General features: G+C 45.8%; 15 protein-coding genes. 5 read left to right on the top strand and 10 right to left on the bottom strand.

All coding sequences use genetic code 11. From position 1 onward, the window contains the following. Positions 1–10: 10 nt before the first annotated feature. Positions 11–1,363: a molecular chaperone gene (gene yegD / locus DYA43_RS18070; RefSeq protein WP_024374747.1), complete on the bottom strand. Its 1,353-nt coding sequence runs from the start codon at positions 1,361–1,363 to the stop codon at positions 11–13. 210 nt (positions 1,364–1,573) lie between these two features. Here yegD and DYA43_RS18065 point away from each other — a divergent pair, with 210 nt between their 5' ends. The 4 genes from DYA43_RS18065 (at position 1,574) to DYA43_RS18050 (ending at position 4,352) form a co-directional block, all read left to right on the top strand. Continuing rightward, positions 1,574–2,050, top strand: coding sequence for a pyridoxamine 5'-phosphate oxidase family protein (locus tag DYA43_RS18065; protein WP_061055317.1), 477 nt, complete (start codon positions 1,574–1,576; stop codon positions 2,048–2,050). A gap of 18 nt (positions 2,051–2,068) precedes the next feature. After that, complete coding sequence (locus tag DYA43_RS18060) at positions 2,069–2,845, top strand: GNAT family N-acetyltransferase (protein ID WP_061055316.1); 777 nt, start codon at positions 2,069–2,071, stop codon at positions 2,843–2,845. A gap of 37 nt (positions 2,846–2,882) precedes the next feature. Then, positions 2,883–3,650, top strand: a complete 768-nt coding sequence (locus DYA43_RS18055) for a phosphotransferase (protein WP_081094680.1) — start codon at positions 2,883–2,885, stop codon at positions 3,648–3,650. A gap of 84 nt (positions 3,651–3,734) precedes the next feature. Further along, positions 3,735–4,352, top strand: a complete 618-nt coding sequence (locus DYA43_RS18050; RefSeq protein WP_061055314.1) for a 3'-5' exonuclease — start codon at positions 3,735–3,737, stop codon at positions 4,350–4,352. Positions 4,353–4,381: 29 nt separating this feature from the next. On the opposite strand, the gene DYA43_RS18045 is transcribed toward DYA43_RS18050, so the two are convergent. After that, entirely contained in the window at positions 4,382–4,732 is a 351-nt protein-coding gene (locus DYA43_RS18045; protein ID WP_055453485.1) for a VOC family protein, read from the bottom strand. Positions 4,733–4,981: 249 nt separating this feature from the next. Here DYA43_RS18045 and DYA43_RS18040 point away from each other — a divergent pair, with 249 nt between their 5' ends. After that, entirely contained in the window at positions 4,982–5,761 is a 780-nt protein-coding gene (locus DYA43_RS18040) for a transporter substrate-binding domain-containing protein (protein WP_020328773.1), read from the top strand. Positions 5,762–5,934: 173 nt separating this feature from the next. Here DYA43_RS18040 and DYA43_RS18035 read toward each other — a convergent pair whose 3' ends face one another. From DYA43_RS18035 to DYA43_RS18000, 8 genes are all read right to left on the bottom strand, one after another. Continuing rightward, positions 5,935–6,375 carry a GNAT family N-acetyltransferase gene (locus DYA43_RS18035; protein WP_020328772.1) on the bottom strand — a complete coding sequence of 147 codons (441 nt, stop codon included), beginning with the start codon at positions 6,373–6,375 and terminating at the stop codon, positions 5,935–5,937. Positions 6,376–6,688: 313 nt separating this feature from the next. Beyond that, positions 6,689–7,288: a LysE family translocator gene (locus tag DYA43_RS18030; protein ID WP_061055313.1), complete on the bottom strand. Its 600-nt coding sequence runs from the start codon at positions 7,286–7,288 to the stop codon at positions 6,689–6,691. Positions 7,289–7,299: 11 nt separating this feature from the next. Next, on the bottom strand, positions 7,300–8,547 hold the full coding sequence (locus DYA43_RS18025) for a propionate CoA-transferase (RefSeq protein ID WP_225869389.1): 1,248 nt from the start codon (positions 8,545–8,547) through the stop codon (positions 7,300–7,302). Then, on the bottom strand, positions 8,537–9,805 hold the full coding sequence (locus DYA43_RS18020) for an FAD/NAD(P)-binding protein (protein ID WP_061055312.1): 1,269 nt from the start codon (positions 9,803–9,805) through the stop codon (positions 8,537–8,539). The genes DYA43_RS18025 and DYA43_RS18020 overlap by 11 nt, the downstream gene beginning before the upstream one ends. A gap of 9 nt (positions 9,806–9,814) precedes the next feature. Further along, on the bottom strand, positions 9,815–10,726 hold the full coding sequence (locus DYA43_RS18015) for a PLP-dependent cysteine synthase family protein (RefSeq protein WP_061055311.1): 912 nt from the start codon (positions 10,724–10,726) through the stop codon (positions 9,815–9,817). An 84-nt stretch (positions 10,727–10,810) separates the two neighbouring features. Next, positions 10,811–12,469, bottom strand: coding sequence for an asparagine synthase B (gene asnB / locus DYA43_RS18010; protein WP_061055310.1), 1,659 nt, complete (start codon positions 12,467–12,469; stop codon positions 10,811–10,813). A 12-nt stretch (positions 12,470–12,481) separates the two neighbouring features. Beyond that, a complete protein-coding gene (locus tag DYA43_RS18005; protein WP_061055309.1) occupies positions 12,482–13,426 on the bottom strand; it encodes a nucleoside recognition domain-containing protein in 945 nt (314 codons plus the stop codon). Positions 13,427–13,430: 4 nt separating this feature from the next. Continuing rightward, entirely contained in the window at positions 13,431–14,354 is a 924-nt protein-coding gene (locus DYA43_RS18000) for a diiron oxygenase (protein WP_061055308.1), read from the bottom strand. Between the last annotated feature and the right edge of the window lie 20 nt (positions 14,355–14,374).

The raw sequence follows: 14,374 nt of genomic DNA, 5'->3' as shown, positions 1-14,374 counted from the left end.
CTTTTCAGCATCAGCGAAAACAGACCTGCGCCCAGCGCGCCAGGCCGGCGGTGACCGAGCCAAAGTAGTTGCCACTCACCACGGGTACATTGGGCAACGCCTGCTCAACCCCGGCGCGCAAAATCGGTGAGCGCGCGCTGCCGCCAGTCATGAAGATCACATCCGGCGTCACGCCGCCCAGCGTCACCGCTTCCGTCACCAGTTCAATCATCTTAGTTTTTGGTGCATCAATCGCTTCAATCATCGCTTCGCGTTGAATATCGACCTCCAGCAGCTCCGACAGCACCTTCACTTGCGCCGTCACCTGCGCCGATTCCGACAGCGCAATCTTCGCTTCTTCGGCTTTCTTCACCAGGCTGTAGCCAAGCGTGTCGTGATACACCGCCAGCAAACGCGCCAGTTTCTCCGGCTCACGCGCTTCTTTGTGCAAGCGCTTTAGATCCGCCAGGTTTTCACGGGCGAAAAACTTGGCCTGTGCGCTGACATCGTTAATCGCAATCGGATTCCAGAACTGCGTGATCGGCATTTCCAGCCCGCTTTGAGTCTGGCTGCCAAAACCAAACGGCGTCATCAGTTGTTTAAACGCGAGATGAATATCAAGATCGTTACCGCCCACGCGCTGACCCGTGTGCGCAATCAGGCTTTGGGTTCGATCCGCTTTGCCGCGCCACGATGGCCCCATCTGAATCAATGAGCAGTCGGTGGTACCACCGCCGATATCGACCACCAATACGGTTTTGTCTTCGTTTAAGGTCGCTTCATATTCCAGCCCGGCGGCTACCGGCTCAAACTGAAACTCAAGGTGGCGGAATCCGGCACGTGTCGCCGCGCGGCGCAGAATGTTTTCTGCCTGTCGGTTGGAATCTTCCCCGCCACGGCCATGGAAGTTGACCGGACGACCAATCACCGCATCATCAATCACTGCATTCGAGCGCGCTTCCGCCTGAGCTTTGATGTTGGCCATCATGGCGCACACCAGATCTTCAAAGAAACTCAGCTGAATATCGTGCAACCCCATCGCGCCCAAAAACGATTTCGGCGATTTGACGTAATAGACCTCATGCGGGTCCGACAGGTAGAGATCGAGCGCCGCCTGACCAAACACCACGTCATCAAATTGCAGGTCGATGTCTTCATCGCGGTTGGCCGCCACCGAACGGCGCAGAAGTTGCTCGCCCAGCGCATCCGCCGGCGAGATCTGGCGATGGCGGAACAGGTGCTCCGACACCGAATCACGGGTTGGCGCCGCCAGTGTCGACGGAATATAAAGACTGTCGCGCTCAAGAGGGATCAGCACCGGAGTCTCATCCTGCATGCTGGCCACCGAACAGTTGGCCGTGCCGTAGTCAAACCCTATGTACATCTGCTTACTCCTACTCTGGTGCGAAAAAGGTCGGCGATACTACCGCAAGCCTTGCCTGATCTCTAGCGGAAATTGTTATTTTTTATGCAGTTTGATAGCGCTTTCGCGCATTTTCTGTTCAGCATTGATTCTCGGTGAACAAGTTGTAAAGATAAGCAACCAGTCGGATAACTGATGCCCGGCGTCATACACGAGTTCAGGAAGAAAACGATGAAGATGGACCTCAATACCTACTGCGAAAGCAGCGTGCTGTGCTGGCTGGCCACCGTCAGTCATAGCCTCGTTCCCAATGTGTCACCCAAAGAGATTTTTACGTTGTGGGATGACGAACGTCTGCTGATCGCCAATATCGCCTCGCCCGTCAGCGAGCAGAACATTCTCGCCAACCCCAACGTGTGCGTCTCAATGATTGATGTGTTTGAGCAGCGCGGCTACAAACTCGGCGGCAAAGCGCGCATTGTGCGCCCGGACGATACCGAATGGAGCGACTACATTGGCGCGCTGCGTGAACTGGCTGACGAACGCTTCCCGATCAAAAACATTTTTGAGGTGCAGATTCAATCCAGCACCACCATCATCGCGCCGAGTTATTTCCTGTTCAGAGACACCACCGTGGAAGAGCAGGTGAAAAGCGCGCTGAGCACTTATCAGGTTGAGCGTCCACGCACGTTCAATGCCGCCGAATAACGAACCACAAGCAGGCTTATGACCCACACATCCCCCACACACATCCGCGCCTTTGCGCGCTACTTTCAGTTTAATAACGCGCGCACGCTGTCCACCGATGCACCGAGTGAGCTGCGCGTACTCAACGCCGGTGTTTATCAGGCGTATATCGACCCGACCCGCCGCTACGATAACCAGTTACTGATTCAGGCAGAATGCAGCGTCAGCCAGCTCGCCGCTGCGCTTGAGCTGTATGCCAACGGCCCCGCACCGGAGATCAGCGTTGCGCCAGCGGCCGACAGCGTGACGCTCGAAAACTGGATGAGTGACAACGGCTTCCAGCGCGAGTTTGATCACCAGTTTTTGCAATTGCGCAGCCGCGATTACCACTCCAGTGATTATCACCCTGTGGTGCGCGGGGAGCGCTGGACATCAGAGCGCGCCGATGACTTTCTGGCGCTGCTGAAAACCTCCGGCCTGCGTTGCAGCAATGAGATTTGGCAAGCCAAACGCCACCTGTATTGCAGTGATGCGTTTCGCTGCTTTGTCGCCTATCAGGGCGATACGCCTTGCGCGTGGGCAACCACGTATCTTGATGATGACGTCGCCACACTCGCCAATGCGTTCACACAGGAGACGGCACGCGGCAACGGCTGCCAAACCGCGCTGCTTCATGCCCGCATTCATGATGCGATTGAACACGGCGCCACGCTGCTCTTAACCGATGTGATGCCAGAGAGCACCAGCGCTCGCAACTGCCTGTCGGTCGGCTTTGAGCCCGTGGTAACGCGTCAGGTGTGGTGTCAAAGCGAATAGGATGGCACCGCCAGAGAACAGATCTCACAGAGCGGAGATGGCACAAATGGGTGCTTCCAGCGTGCAGCGCACACGCTGGAACGGCTTGGATGCCATTGTTAAAACTTCGCCCAGCGCGGTTGAGCTGGCATTTTATCAGCACACTGCACCGCTTCTGCGCGCGGCAGGTATTCACATCCCCGATCTACTCAGCGCAAAGCTAGATCGGCTCGTCATTGAACGAATTCCACATCCTGTAGCACTGGACGAATTCCACAGCTGCGACATCGGCCTCGCGCAAATCGCCAAACTGCACCGCACCGATATCCCTTCCCCAACCCCACTCAAACGTCATAGCTGGTCTCAGGAGCAGACAGATCAAACTCTGGCGCTGCTGTCATTGCCAGAGTGCAGCTCTGAACTGCTGCGCCAGTGTCAGGTACGCAGCCATACGTTGTTTGATACCGAGCAAATCATTTCCGGTGATACCAACAGCGGCAATTGGGGCAAACGTACCAATGGCGACTGGGTGCTGTTTGACTGGGAACGTTTCGGCCACGGCCACATCGCGATCGATCTCGCCCCGCTGATTCCCGGCATGGGTGAAATATCGGCCTACTCCACACTTGCGCAGCGCTACACCCGTTTCAACCCGGATATGGATGCCACCGCACTGGCACGCCACATTTTGCTCAGCAAAGCGTGGCTGGTCACCGAAGTCGTGACACTGCTGCACCAGCGCCGCAACCCCATGCTGAATAAATACGTCACTTGGTACAACCAAATCCTACCAGACTGGTTTGAACGCATCGCCGGACATCTCTGAGCGATCCCACGTTCACGGCGATGTGTTATGCCTTTGCCAAGCAATCGGCGTATACTCGCCCTTTACGTTTATCAGGGCTTTGTTATGCACCATCCCGCTCACTCCGTTATTGTTCTCGACTTTGAAACCACCGGACTTTCACCCAACATGGGCGATCGCGCGATTGAAATCGGTGCGGTGAAACTCATCGACGGTCAGGTCGCCGGCACGTTTCAACAGTTGATGAATCCGGGCTTTCGCGTTAGCGGGTTTATTGAAGGCTACACTGGCATCACCAACACCATGCTGCGTGCCGCGCCCAGTTGTGAAGAGGTGATGGCCGAGTTCGCTCACTTCATCGGCGACACCCCGTTAGTTGCACACAACGCGTCGTTCGATAAACGCTTTCTGGATGCCGAATTTGACCGCATCGGCGCGCGCTATCCCGGTCAGTTTGCCTGCTCAATGTTGATTGCCCGCCGCCTGATTCAAAACGCGCCCACCCACAAACTGGGCGATTTGGTGCGCTTCAAACAGATTGAAAATGACGGCACTTTTCACCGCGCGTTAGCCGACTCACAAATGACCGCCAGTCTGTGGATGTTGATGGTGAACGACCTGCGCGAGCGCGGTGTCTGCGACCCGAGTTTTGCGCTGATGCAGAAGATCAGCAAAACCAATAAAGGGGCGTTGCGGGGCGTGTTGGCTGAGTACATGGAGTGAGTGCGAGAGGGGTTGATGTGCTGAAAACGTTAGCTCATTCCCCGCAGGCCGATTAAGTTGCCAAATGGGTCTTCGACCTGACACATCACCATTCCGCTCTCAATATTGAGCGGACCACGATAGAGTTTGGCCCCAAGCGATAAGAAATGTGCCAACGTCTCTTCAAAATCAGAGACCCGCCAATACAACACTGAACCACTTTTCCCTGTGCTCACTTTCTCATCCGCCTGCACGATTTCAATAGAAAAGCCCTGCATATCGAGAATAGTGAAATCAAATTCATGGAGAAAAACGGGCATCGCTTGTGGAAAGGCTTTTTGATACCACGCCAATCCAGCTTGAACGTCAGGGACATGAATAAGAACAGCAGATGGTGCCACAGTAGCCTCTCAAATTCTGATCGTGGAATGTTGCGCTTTGGCCAAGCTTTAAACACAACTTATGGGAGTGTTCACCAGATAGTCTTTGTCGACTGCCAAAGTCTCCTATTTACCACCTTGTTTAATTTTTGTTAAAACTTTTGCAATCCTATCTTGTGAAAGATGCCCAGCACTCTTAAGATAATCAATTGGTTTTATATGTAAATAAACCTTCAATAAACTTTATCTCGTGAATAAAAGGATGTTTAGATGAGAAAAATATTGTTCACATTGGTTATCTGCTGCGGCTTATCAGCAAATACATTTGCTAAAGAGTGGAAAACTATCCGTTTTATGGTCGAAGGTGCTTATCCTCCTTTTAACTGGACAACTGAAGACGGCCATTTGGCTGGGTTCGATGTTGATTTAGCCAATGCTCTTTGCGAAGAACTAAAAGCGAAATGTGTTATTCGCAAGCAGGACTGGGACGGTATTATCCCTGCGTTACTGGCACGTAAAAGTGATGCCATTATTGCTGCGATGACAATTACGCCTTCAAGAGAAGAAAAAGTAGCTTTCACAAATCCTTATGCACGTGTTCCGCAACGATTTGTCATGACCAATGATAGAGAAATTGATACCAGCATGATTGGTATGAATAAACTCGTCGTAGGTGTTCAGCGTGCGACTATCGGTGATGAGTATTTAAGCCAAGCTTTTCCTGATATTCAAATTCGTCGATACAATACTTTTGATGAAGCTTTTACGGATTTACTAAATGGCCGCTTAGATACTGTATTCGGCGGTGCCATTGGTTTAAGAAGCGGTTTTCTCGACACCGAAGAGGGCAAAAACTTTCATTTTACAGGTCCGTCGTACACTGATCCCAAATGGTTTGGTAAAGGAATTGGAATTGCCGTACGTAAACAAGATGACGACTTGAAAGTACAACTAAACCAAGCTCTGGAAAGGCTGGTTGCTAACGGTACTCACAAATCAATTGCTGATAAATATTTCTCTTACGATATCTACAATGCCGAAACTATGTAATTCAGTCTAACTTTCGACATTAGCAGCCTTCTGTAAACTATAAGCCGCCTCCAAATTAGGAGGTGGCTTGATCATTTAGACTGTCTTCACTGAGATACCGAGCCGGTCAAATACAAAGAAACCAATGAACCTACCTTCGTAGCAAACAAAAAATTCCCTTTCCCACGCAAACGTCACTGCCAAATCAGCCCTTTCTCATAATTATGCGCCGTCTTCTTAAACTCAAACCCCGTCATTGTGTAAAACGCATGGGATTCCATACGCGCAATATTGGAGCGCACAACAAGATGAGACAAGCCCAGTTCTTTTGTCCACTGCTCAGCTGCGGCCAATAACAACTTGCCGATGCCCATTCTTCTCGCTTTTTGACTCACCACTAACGCGGTGATTTCTCCTTTATGTCCTGCGTCGAGAAAAATACGTTTTTCGACCACGATCCAGCCACGCACTTCACCCTCATGTTTTGCAACAAACATGGTGTGATGGTCGGAATCCGTAATCGCATTTAGCCAGAATTTGGTTTGCTCTAAGCTAGCGGAGTGACCCCATTCGGCAGTCAGGGAGTGAATGCCTTCAAGATGAGACGGTTGAGCGATTAGAATCGAGGGAGTCATAAGGGTTGACCATGATCTATAAACGAGAAAACACGGTACTCAGCCAAGCCGAACTCGGTCAATAACCAGTCAACGAATTTGAGAGTTCAGATAGCCAACAATACCAAATCAAAAACGAGACCTAACCTAAGCCACAAAATCAGGACAAAAAATTCATCCATGAATTTTCTCCTGTTTGTGAGGTACAAAGCTAACTCGTAACTGGACAAAACCTTGTCAGCCGCTTTTCCAAATTAACATTTAACGGATTACGGTGGATACCAAAAACCTCTAACTAAGTGGCCAACCTTAGTTAGTCACTACAAACCTCACTTCAAAACACAATTTTAATATTCAACAGCAATTGAATAACTAGATACAGTATGACGACAGACGCGACTTTGTTAATCAGCCAAATTTGAGTATTTAAAAATCGACTCACAATAGGCACCTGAAAGGTGAAACCAACCAAACCATACCAGATAAAACTAATACCACAAGTAACCATTGGTATCAGCATTACTAGCTCAAAAGGTAATGCCCTATTCATACTGATGGTCACAGCGCTCGTAATAAAGAGTATGGCCTTTATATTAGAGACTTGAATCATAAAACTGGAAGCAAAGCTTGCTTGCACTGTTGACTCATGGAACGGTTTAGCGCTTGTCAGGAACAGTTTATAGGCAACGAAGAGCAAGTAGGCGCATCCAATCAGCGTGATTGTAGTGGTGGTGCGCGGCTCTAAAAGTAACGATGCGCCCCCTATCACTCCGATTGTCGAAATGAATAGATTTGCTATCGCCAAGCCAGAAACGACTTTAAATATTCTCCATTTTGTACCTCTTACGGCTTGAGTGACTGTGTGAATAAAGCCTGGCCCAGGACTCATAATGCCAAGTGAAACTAATAGTGCGTAGCTAGTAAGCAAAATCAATTACCTCCTTATTAACCAGTGATAAATCTAACGTCTTGTGAAGGATCATACTTGTAGCTTATATCTGATAAGTTATCAGCCGCGGCTTTCTTCCTATGACAAAAAGTTAGCTTTTTTACAGATTGACTAATATCGACAAAGCCCCCTACACCAAAAAACTTTCGTCCAAGTTGCGCTACATGTATGTTCCTGTTGGCATCTATATCTCCTACACCTAATACAGCATGATCGATATCGCCATCCCATATTTTTTGAAAAATTTCACGTTGCGACAGCGCACTTTTTCCGTTACTACAAAGCCCAAACCCATCACCATCGTATAGAACCTGCCCCGTCATACCCGATTCAACAAACGCTTTAAAAGGCATTATTGAATGTGATTGTCGTAAGCGGTTTATGGCCGGCACAGGCAGCCCTATGCCAACGATCAATTCTTCATCACGCTCAATTCGCTTACGCAATCCTTCTGATATTCGATAGGAAACATCACAGGTTCGTGTAAGGTTCTGAGAACTTTGGTGGTATCTTGGAGGGAAGTACCCGATTTGGTGTAGCCCCTTAGGAGGGACGAACACACCATCAAACAAATCAAGGCTACAAGTTACAGTAGGATTAGAAATAATCGTGTTTGGCGTTTGAACGACGACTTTTGCGCCTCTTGCTTTTGCTGATCGAATACACTGTTCTATATCTAAATCTATTGGGTCAGTTTCTATGACGATAGATCCCGCCTCTGTCAAACCAGAGCCTCGAACCAGAATTAAATCACTATTGGGCAAGCGATATTCAATTTTGTTGTCTACGCGTTTCGAAACACTAAGTCTGCCTGAGTAATTAGAATTAATTAACGTCCCTCTAGAATCAGGATCAAGGAAAGTTCCCCTGCCGATGGATGTTTGTAGACTCCGATTTTCCTGAGATAGCAACATACTCGCCACACCTTGTGGAATGTTGTGAACTTCGATACTGTTATTCTCAATGCTGGTATTGATACGTTCGACCGTACCAAAAAAGCCGCCAATCACCCAATCTACGTTTCTTGAAGTGATCAAGGTGTTGAACCCGCCACACCAACCTGCCCCGGGCAGGGATGAAGCAATGAAACCATACTTTGTGGACGAGAATCCGTTCCAGCTCGCTTCGCTGAGTAAGTTAATAAGATATTCAGGCGATATCGCACTGCCAAAAGAAGCGATATCTATAACCTCAACTCCTTTGAGTAACTGTCGAAACCGATATACATCTCCGTTAGTCAACATGCGTGAGGCCCTTTACTGACAAAATGTGCTCCACAAGAATAGACGCATCACGAACCGTTAATGTCGTAGCCTCAGTAAAGAAACGACTGCCATTTGTCAAAGGGCCTAAACAGTATATATTCCGAGAATCCTTCACTCTGCAGTGCTTATCAACATCCACACCTGCAATAGGGTGCTTAGGCAGTTGACTCAACATTAAAAAGGGCGTCATTTTTGCTGTATTAAAAGCAAGAAAGTCATTTCTGTCACCACTCTCACTTGAATAGTAACCTTTCGAAATGCTCAACTGCTTATCGTTGAGTAAAATCGACAGTTTTCTAGCGTTCTTTAAAGGAAACATCGCTCTGTTTTCGATGATTTTGCACCTTAGTTCATGTGCTAGCTTTTGGTCCTTTTCATCAAAACTTTGATACACTTTGCAGTAGTCTAGCGTAGAGGAGTATAGAATTTTCTGCCATTCAGGAATGGTTGACTCACAATAATCAATCTCGTCGATTAAACTGAATTTTTCATCGTAGATAATGCTTCTTTCGATGTCGTTGTTAAGCAGATCGTTGAACCGACTAATAACATCGTTCATGCCAAATTCACCGGCTTTCAACCCATCAAAGAGGGAACCTTCCCCAGATTTGAACTGACTTCGGACCCTTGGGAATCGGCCCGAAGGTGAAATACACTCAATAGATGCGTTTGGATGAATGTCATGGGCATAAAGAATTAAATCAATAGCGCTAAGCCCCGAGCCAAATATCCTTATAGGTTTAGAACTGTCACAGTTTTTGATTGCGGACAAAAGATCATCATTCAATAAATCATTGCCAAATCCAATACTCACGATAGCCGTGTCGACCTCATAAGTCACATCTTTTGAAATGATGTTTCCTAGATCATCAATGTAATCAGCCGCTTCGAAGAGTTCTACACTGCCACCATGATCTTGTATCTGTGTGACGAGTTCATCTTTAACATCTTGTAGATATCGACCATATATATATCTTGGAATGTAATCATCATCCGAGAAGGTTTCACTGCGACTCTGAAGCCATGTCTGAAGTGGAATGACTTCGTCAAACTGTGTTAATGAATCTAGCCGTGTATTCATGATAAAAAAGTCTGGTGCATATTTGTATGCATAGCCAATTTGCGAATGGTCTTCACTAAAAATCTTTATTTTTAGGTGGCGAACATTTTTCTGACACAAGTTCTTTAGTACCGCTACACACCCAGCACCACTACCGATAATACCAATTGTTTTCATGATAATTCTCTATAGTCCGGCTGATAAGTAACGTTCAGATTGACTGGCGGCTATAGTGAGTATTTTCTTTCCTTCATTCTCTGGTTGCTGAGCGTACTCAATCGCACAAGCGATAGATGCGCCTGAAGAAAAGCCTAGTAATAACCCCTCATTTTTGATGATTTCCCTTGTGACCTGCTTAGCCGTATGTTCATTGATGACATACACATCATCAATCACACTCTGATCCACTGTTGAGGCAATAATACCAGGGCCAATCCCCAAGATCCCGTGATCTGAATTAACCTTGTTCATCGGTGTTTTTCCACTTAGTATTGCCGCCTGTACAGGTTCAATCGCGACAACTTTGACGTGTTTGTTGTGCTGCTTGAGTGTATTTCCAATCCCATTGCAATGCCCACCTGTGCCGATGCCAGCAATAAAAAAATCTGGTGTACCGTCAAAGAAATCGATGATTTCGCGACCTGTTTGTTCATGGGCGAGCGGATTTGCAGGGTTATTACCTTGATCGACGAGAAAATGATTGGGCTGCTTAGCAAGTTCGTTGGCTTTACACACTGCGCCAGCATAGTTATGTTCCTTGGGGGTTAGGATGACTGTAGCACCCAACATTGTTAGCAATTTCTTCCGTTCTTCAGACACATACTCAGGCATTACGATGATGAGCTCTAACCCCATAGACGCACATAAACCAGCAAGAGAAATTCCGGTGTTCCCAGTAGTCGCTTCTACCAGAACCGTGTTGTTCGTGATTTTTCCTGAGGCTATTCCCGACTCAACCATAGACTTAGCAGCTCTATCTTTGATAGACCCCCATGGATTCAGGAACTCCAGCTTGACATAGATATCTGCATACAATGAATTCGACGTTTTCTCCAACTTGATAATTGGAGTGTTTCCAACGTAATCTTTCAAAAACATAATAATCCTTTATTCTTGGCATAAATAAGCCCATTCAAATGGACATAAACATTGTGAATGAGCTTTAAATGTAGATCTTCGGGTTTAAATAGCTTTTTCTAGTACAACTGAATGTTCTTCATGGACACTTTTAACTGAGCGACCTGATGGATCTGCTGACTCTTGAAAAGCTTTGTCCCAGAGAATTGCATTGGGAGTGGAACACGCAATTGTCTTTCCATGCGGCACACACAGTACCGCCGAATTGTTTTTGAATTTCGATTCAAATATTGAACGATAATAGAAGCCCTCTTTGGTCAGTGGTGTATTGACCGGGAACTGTAGGCGAGCATTTTTTAACTGAAGGTCAGTGACAACTGTGTCAACGTAGTCTTTGAGTCCATCAATCCAAGAGTACCCAACACCATCAGAGAACTGTTCTTTTTGTCGCCAAGCGATATTATGAGGAAGCAGATCTTCAAAGGCCTCTCGCAAGATTCGCTTCTCGATCACCCCATTACCACACATTTTTGCCAACGGATTTTGCGTCATTGCAACATTGATGAATTCATTATCTAGAAACGGAACACGGCTTTCGATACCCCAGGCTGACATCGCCTTATTCGAACGTAGGCAATCAAACTTCGACAGTTGCTCTAGTTTACGAACGGTTTCTTCATGGAACTCTTTGGCATTCGGTGCTTTATGGAAATATAAGTAACCGCCAAACAATTCATCACTGCCTTCACCAGAGAGAACAACTTTCAATCCCAAAGATTTGATTTTACGTGCCATCAAATACATCGGTGTTGCAGCTCTGATGGTCGTAATATCATAGGTTTCAATATGATAGATAACATCTTCAATGGCTTTAATGCCTTCATCAACCGTAAAGATCACTTCATGATGGATCGTTCCAATATGCTCAGCAACTTTCTTTGCTGCTACTAAATCTGGAGACCCACTTAAGCCTACAGAAAAAGAACGCAATGGTTTCTTGCCCTGTTCCTTAGTAATTTTCTGCGCGACAGCAGAGATGATTGAAGAATCCAATCCTCCCGATAGCAATACACCATAACCAACCTCACAATCCATGTGAGACTTGATTGCTGCAGACAACGACTCTCGGATCTGTACAACACTACTCGTATTGTTGCTTACATTGTCAAACTCTTTCCATGATGGCTTGTAAAACCTCTCCGGCTCAGTGCACGAATTTGCTAGCAAATAGTGGCCAGGAGGAAATTCCGAAACAACGTCACATACACCCGATATTGCTTTCATTTCAGAGGCGACATAGAGCACGTCATTCTCATCATAGCCATAGTATAGAGGAATGATGCCAATCGGATCCCTTGCAACAAGACATTCACCAGTTGCGTCGTTGTAAATAATGAATCCGTACATTCCATTAATATGATCAAACATATCGAGACCGTATGTCTTAAACAACGGAAGCAATACTTCACTATCAGATGTTGTGTTGAAAGCATACGAAGCCTCAAAGTCAGTTCGTAGCTGACGGTGATTATAAATCTCGCCATTTGCTACCAACGCAACACTATAATCAAGAGATGTGATGGGCTGCCTACCCCTTTCCACACCAACGACCGAAAGGCGTTCATGAGCTAATGTAATATTATTCAGTGATAAAATACCTGAATCATCAGGTCCGCGATGACGAATTGTTTTTGCTAGTTCGAGTGCGATTTGGTCTGCGTTATTTAGTTTATTTTTATGATAAATAGCAATGATGCCACACATAACTTTTCCTTATTAAGCCTTTATAATTTTCCAAAAAAAATCACTGTTGAATTTTAAAAGTTGAGAGATAACATTCATTACTATTACTGTTAAAATAAATCTAACGAATAAAACCCAGATTAAAACCCCACCCATCATAAATATAATTATCGTATCTTCTATTATTGAGTGGAATAAGTTCATTGATGTAATTGACAAAATCACATCGTCTTCATCTAAATCTCCACTATCAACTTCTTTAAGCAATAACGCACCACCATAAACAAGCCCTAACGTCATACCAACAAGAGTAATTGGTGCACATTTTTTAGATAAGCCCATCAATTTAAAATATGGAGACAATATTTCGCCCAGTTTATGTACAAGTCCAAAATGCTTTAGTAGATCTAAAACCAAGGTTAAGGCCAATAACATTAAAAAAACGATAACATAGCTCTGGAGTTGACCAAGCACCCAATCAGAATAAGTTGACTGACTCATTCTGGTTTGAGAAATGTATATCATTGCTTGTTCTTGGAGTAGATCGTAAGTCGTAAATATCCAGTTAAATAAATAAGCCGTAATTATTGCGCCACCAACTCTGAGAAAGCAGGAAAAAAACGCACTGACACCACACTTCTGAGCCATTCGTATCTCTAAGGGAAGACCATGGGCAAACAACATCATGATCCCTAGAGTGGTGGCTTCGGCGCTGGTTATTTCCATTCCACTACTGACCGTTACGAAAACTAGTGCCGCTGTCCAAAGGTTGGTTATTAATGCAACCGCCCAAACCAGCCCCAAAACCCCAGGAAGACCAACCGAGATCATCACTGGTTCAAGTAGCTCTCCCAAGTAATTAATGGCACCAAACACTTCCAAAATCTTTACCGCGATGGCAATCGGGATCATTAGCTTCATGACCCCTCCCCATAAATAGACCGTTTTTATTAAGCTATTTTTTATAAATTCTAACATGATGCTAGACCTCTATACCGGCATTTAGGAACACATCTCGAGCCGAACTAAATTCCAAAACTCCCATATTTTTTAAAAAGGTAATCGTAGGTCGAGCGGCGATCAGCATTTCCTCCTTTAACACTTCAGGTCTATAGATTTCGGAAATAATTTTGTTTGCTTCTTCACGGTCGATGCCTGACGCCTGAGAGAAATAGAATCCAAGTCGGTTCACATCAGGATAGCTTCGAGCGATCGTCGTTTCTGCATATAACTTGGCTAAAATTTCCCTTTGGCGATTATCAATATTTGCCCAAGACCATTTGCCTAACGCTCGAAACTGAGAAGCGTGAATCGTTTCGTCTTCTTGGTGAGAACGACAGTTTTCAACTACAGCTGAGTTGATCATTTCATCGTTGGTAAAAGCACCTAGTTCTTTCGATATTCTAGTTTCAGTTACAACACCAATCACCAGGTTGAACATTGCTAAATCACCTTCAGTCTTGAGAAACTCTTTCTTTTCATAGAGTTTGCGCAAGAACAATGGCATCTCATTACCCTTTTCATATACTCTCAAGTCAAACAACTCTTTGATCGCGTTAACAAATGCAAGAGCCTGCGCCGCATGATGACCTTCATCTGTCACCAATTTGTATAGTTCTTCTTTGGGATGATCTGGAATATCAATAGGGAGAAGGTGCAAATCTCGTATTGCAGGGATCACAATATTGTGCTCTACAGCAATCGTGTCATGAAGAAACCCAAGAAACTGAGCTGCGCCGAATTTTTCACTTTCGTACTGTGATTTGAAGTATGGCTCCAACATATTGTTTACTGGATAAAACACTTTGTCAGGTTCACGAGTGACTTTCGTTTGAAAGTGTTGTTCAATACATGTCGGTTCTTTATTTAAACTTTTGAAAGTTAAAAATTCTGGGTAGTTAGACATTGTCTATTTTCCTTATACTA

The organism is Vibrio fluvialis (assembly GCF_900460245.1).
GTDB classification, from domain to species: Bacteria; Pseudomonadota; Gammaproteobacteria; order Enterobacterales; family Vibrionaceae; genus Vibrio; species Vibrio fluvialis.
This window is presented reverse-complemented; position numbering and strand designations above follow the sequence as displayed.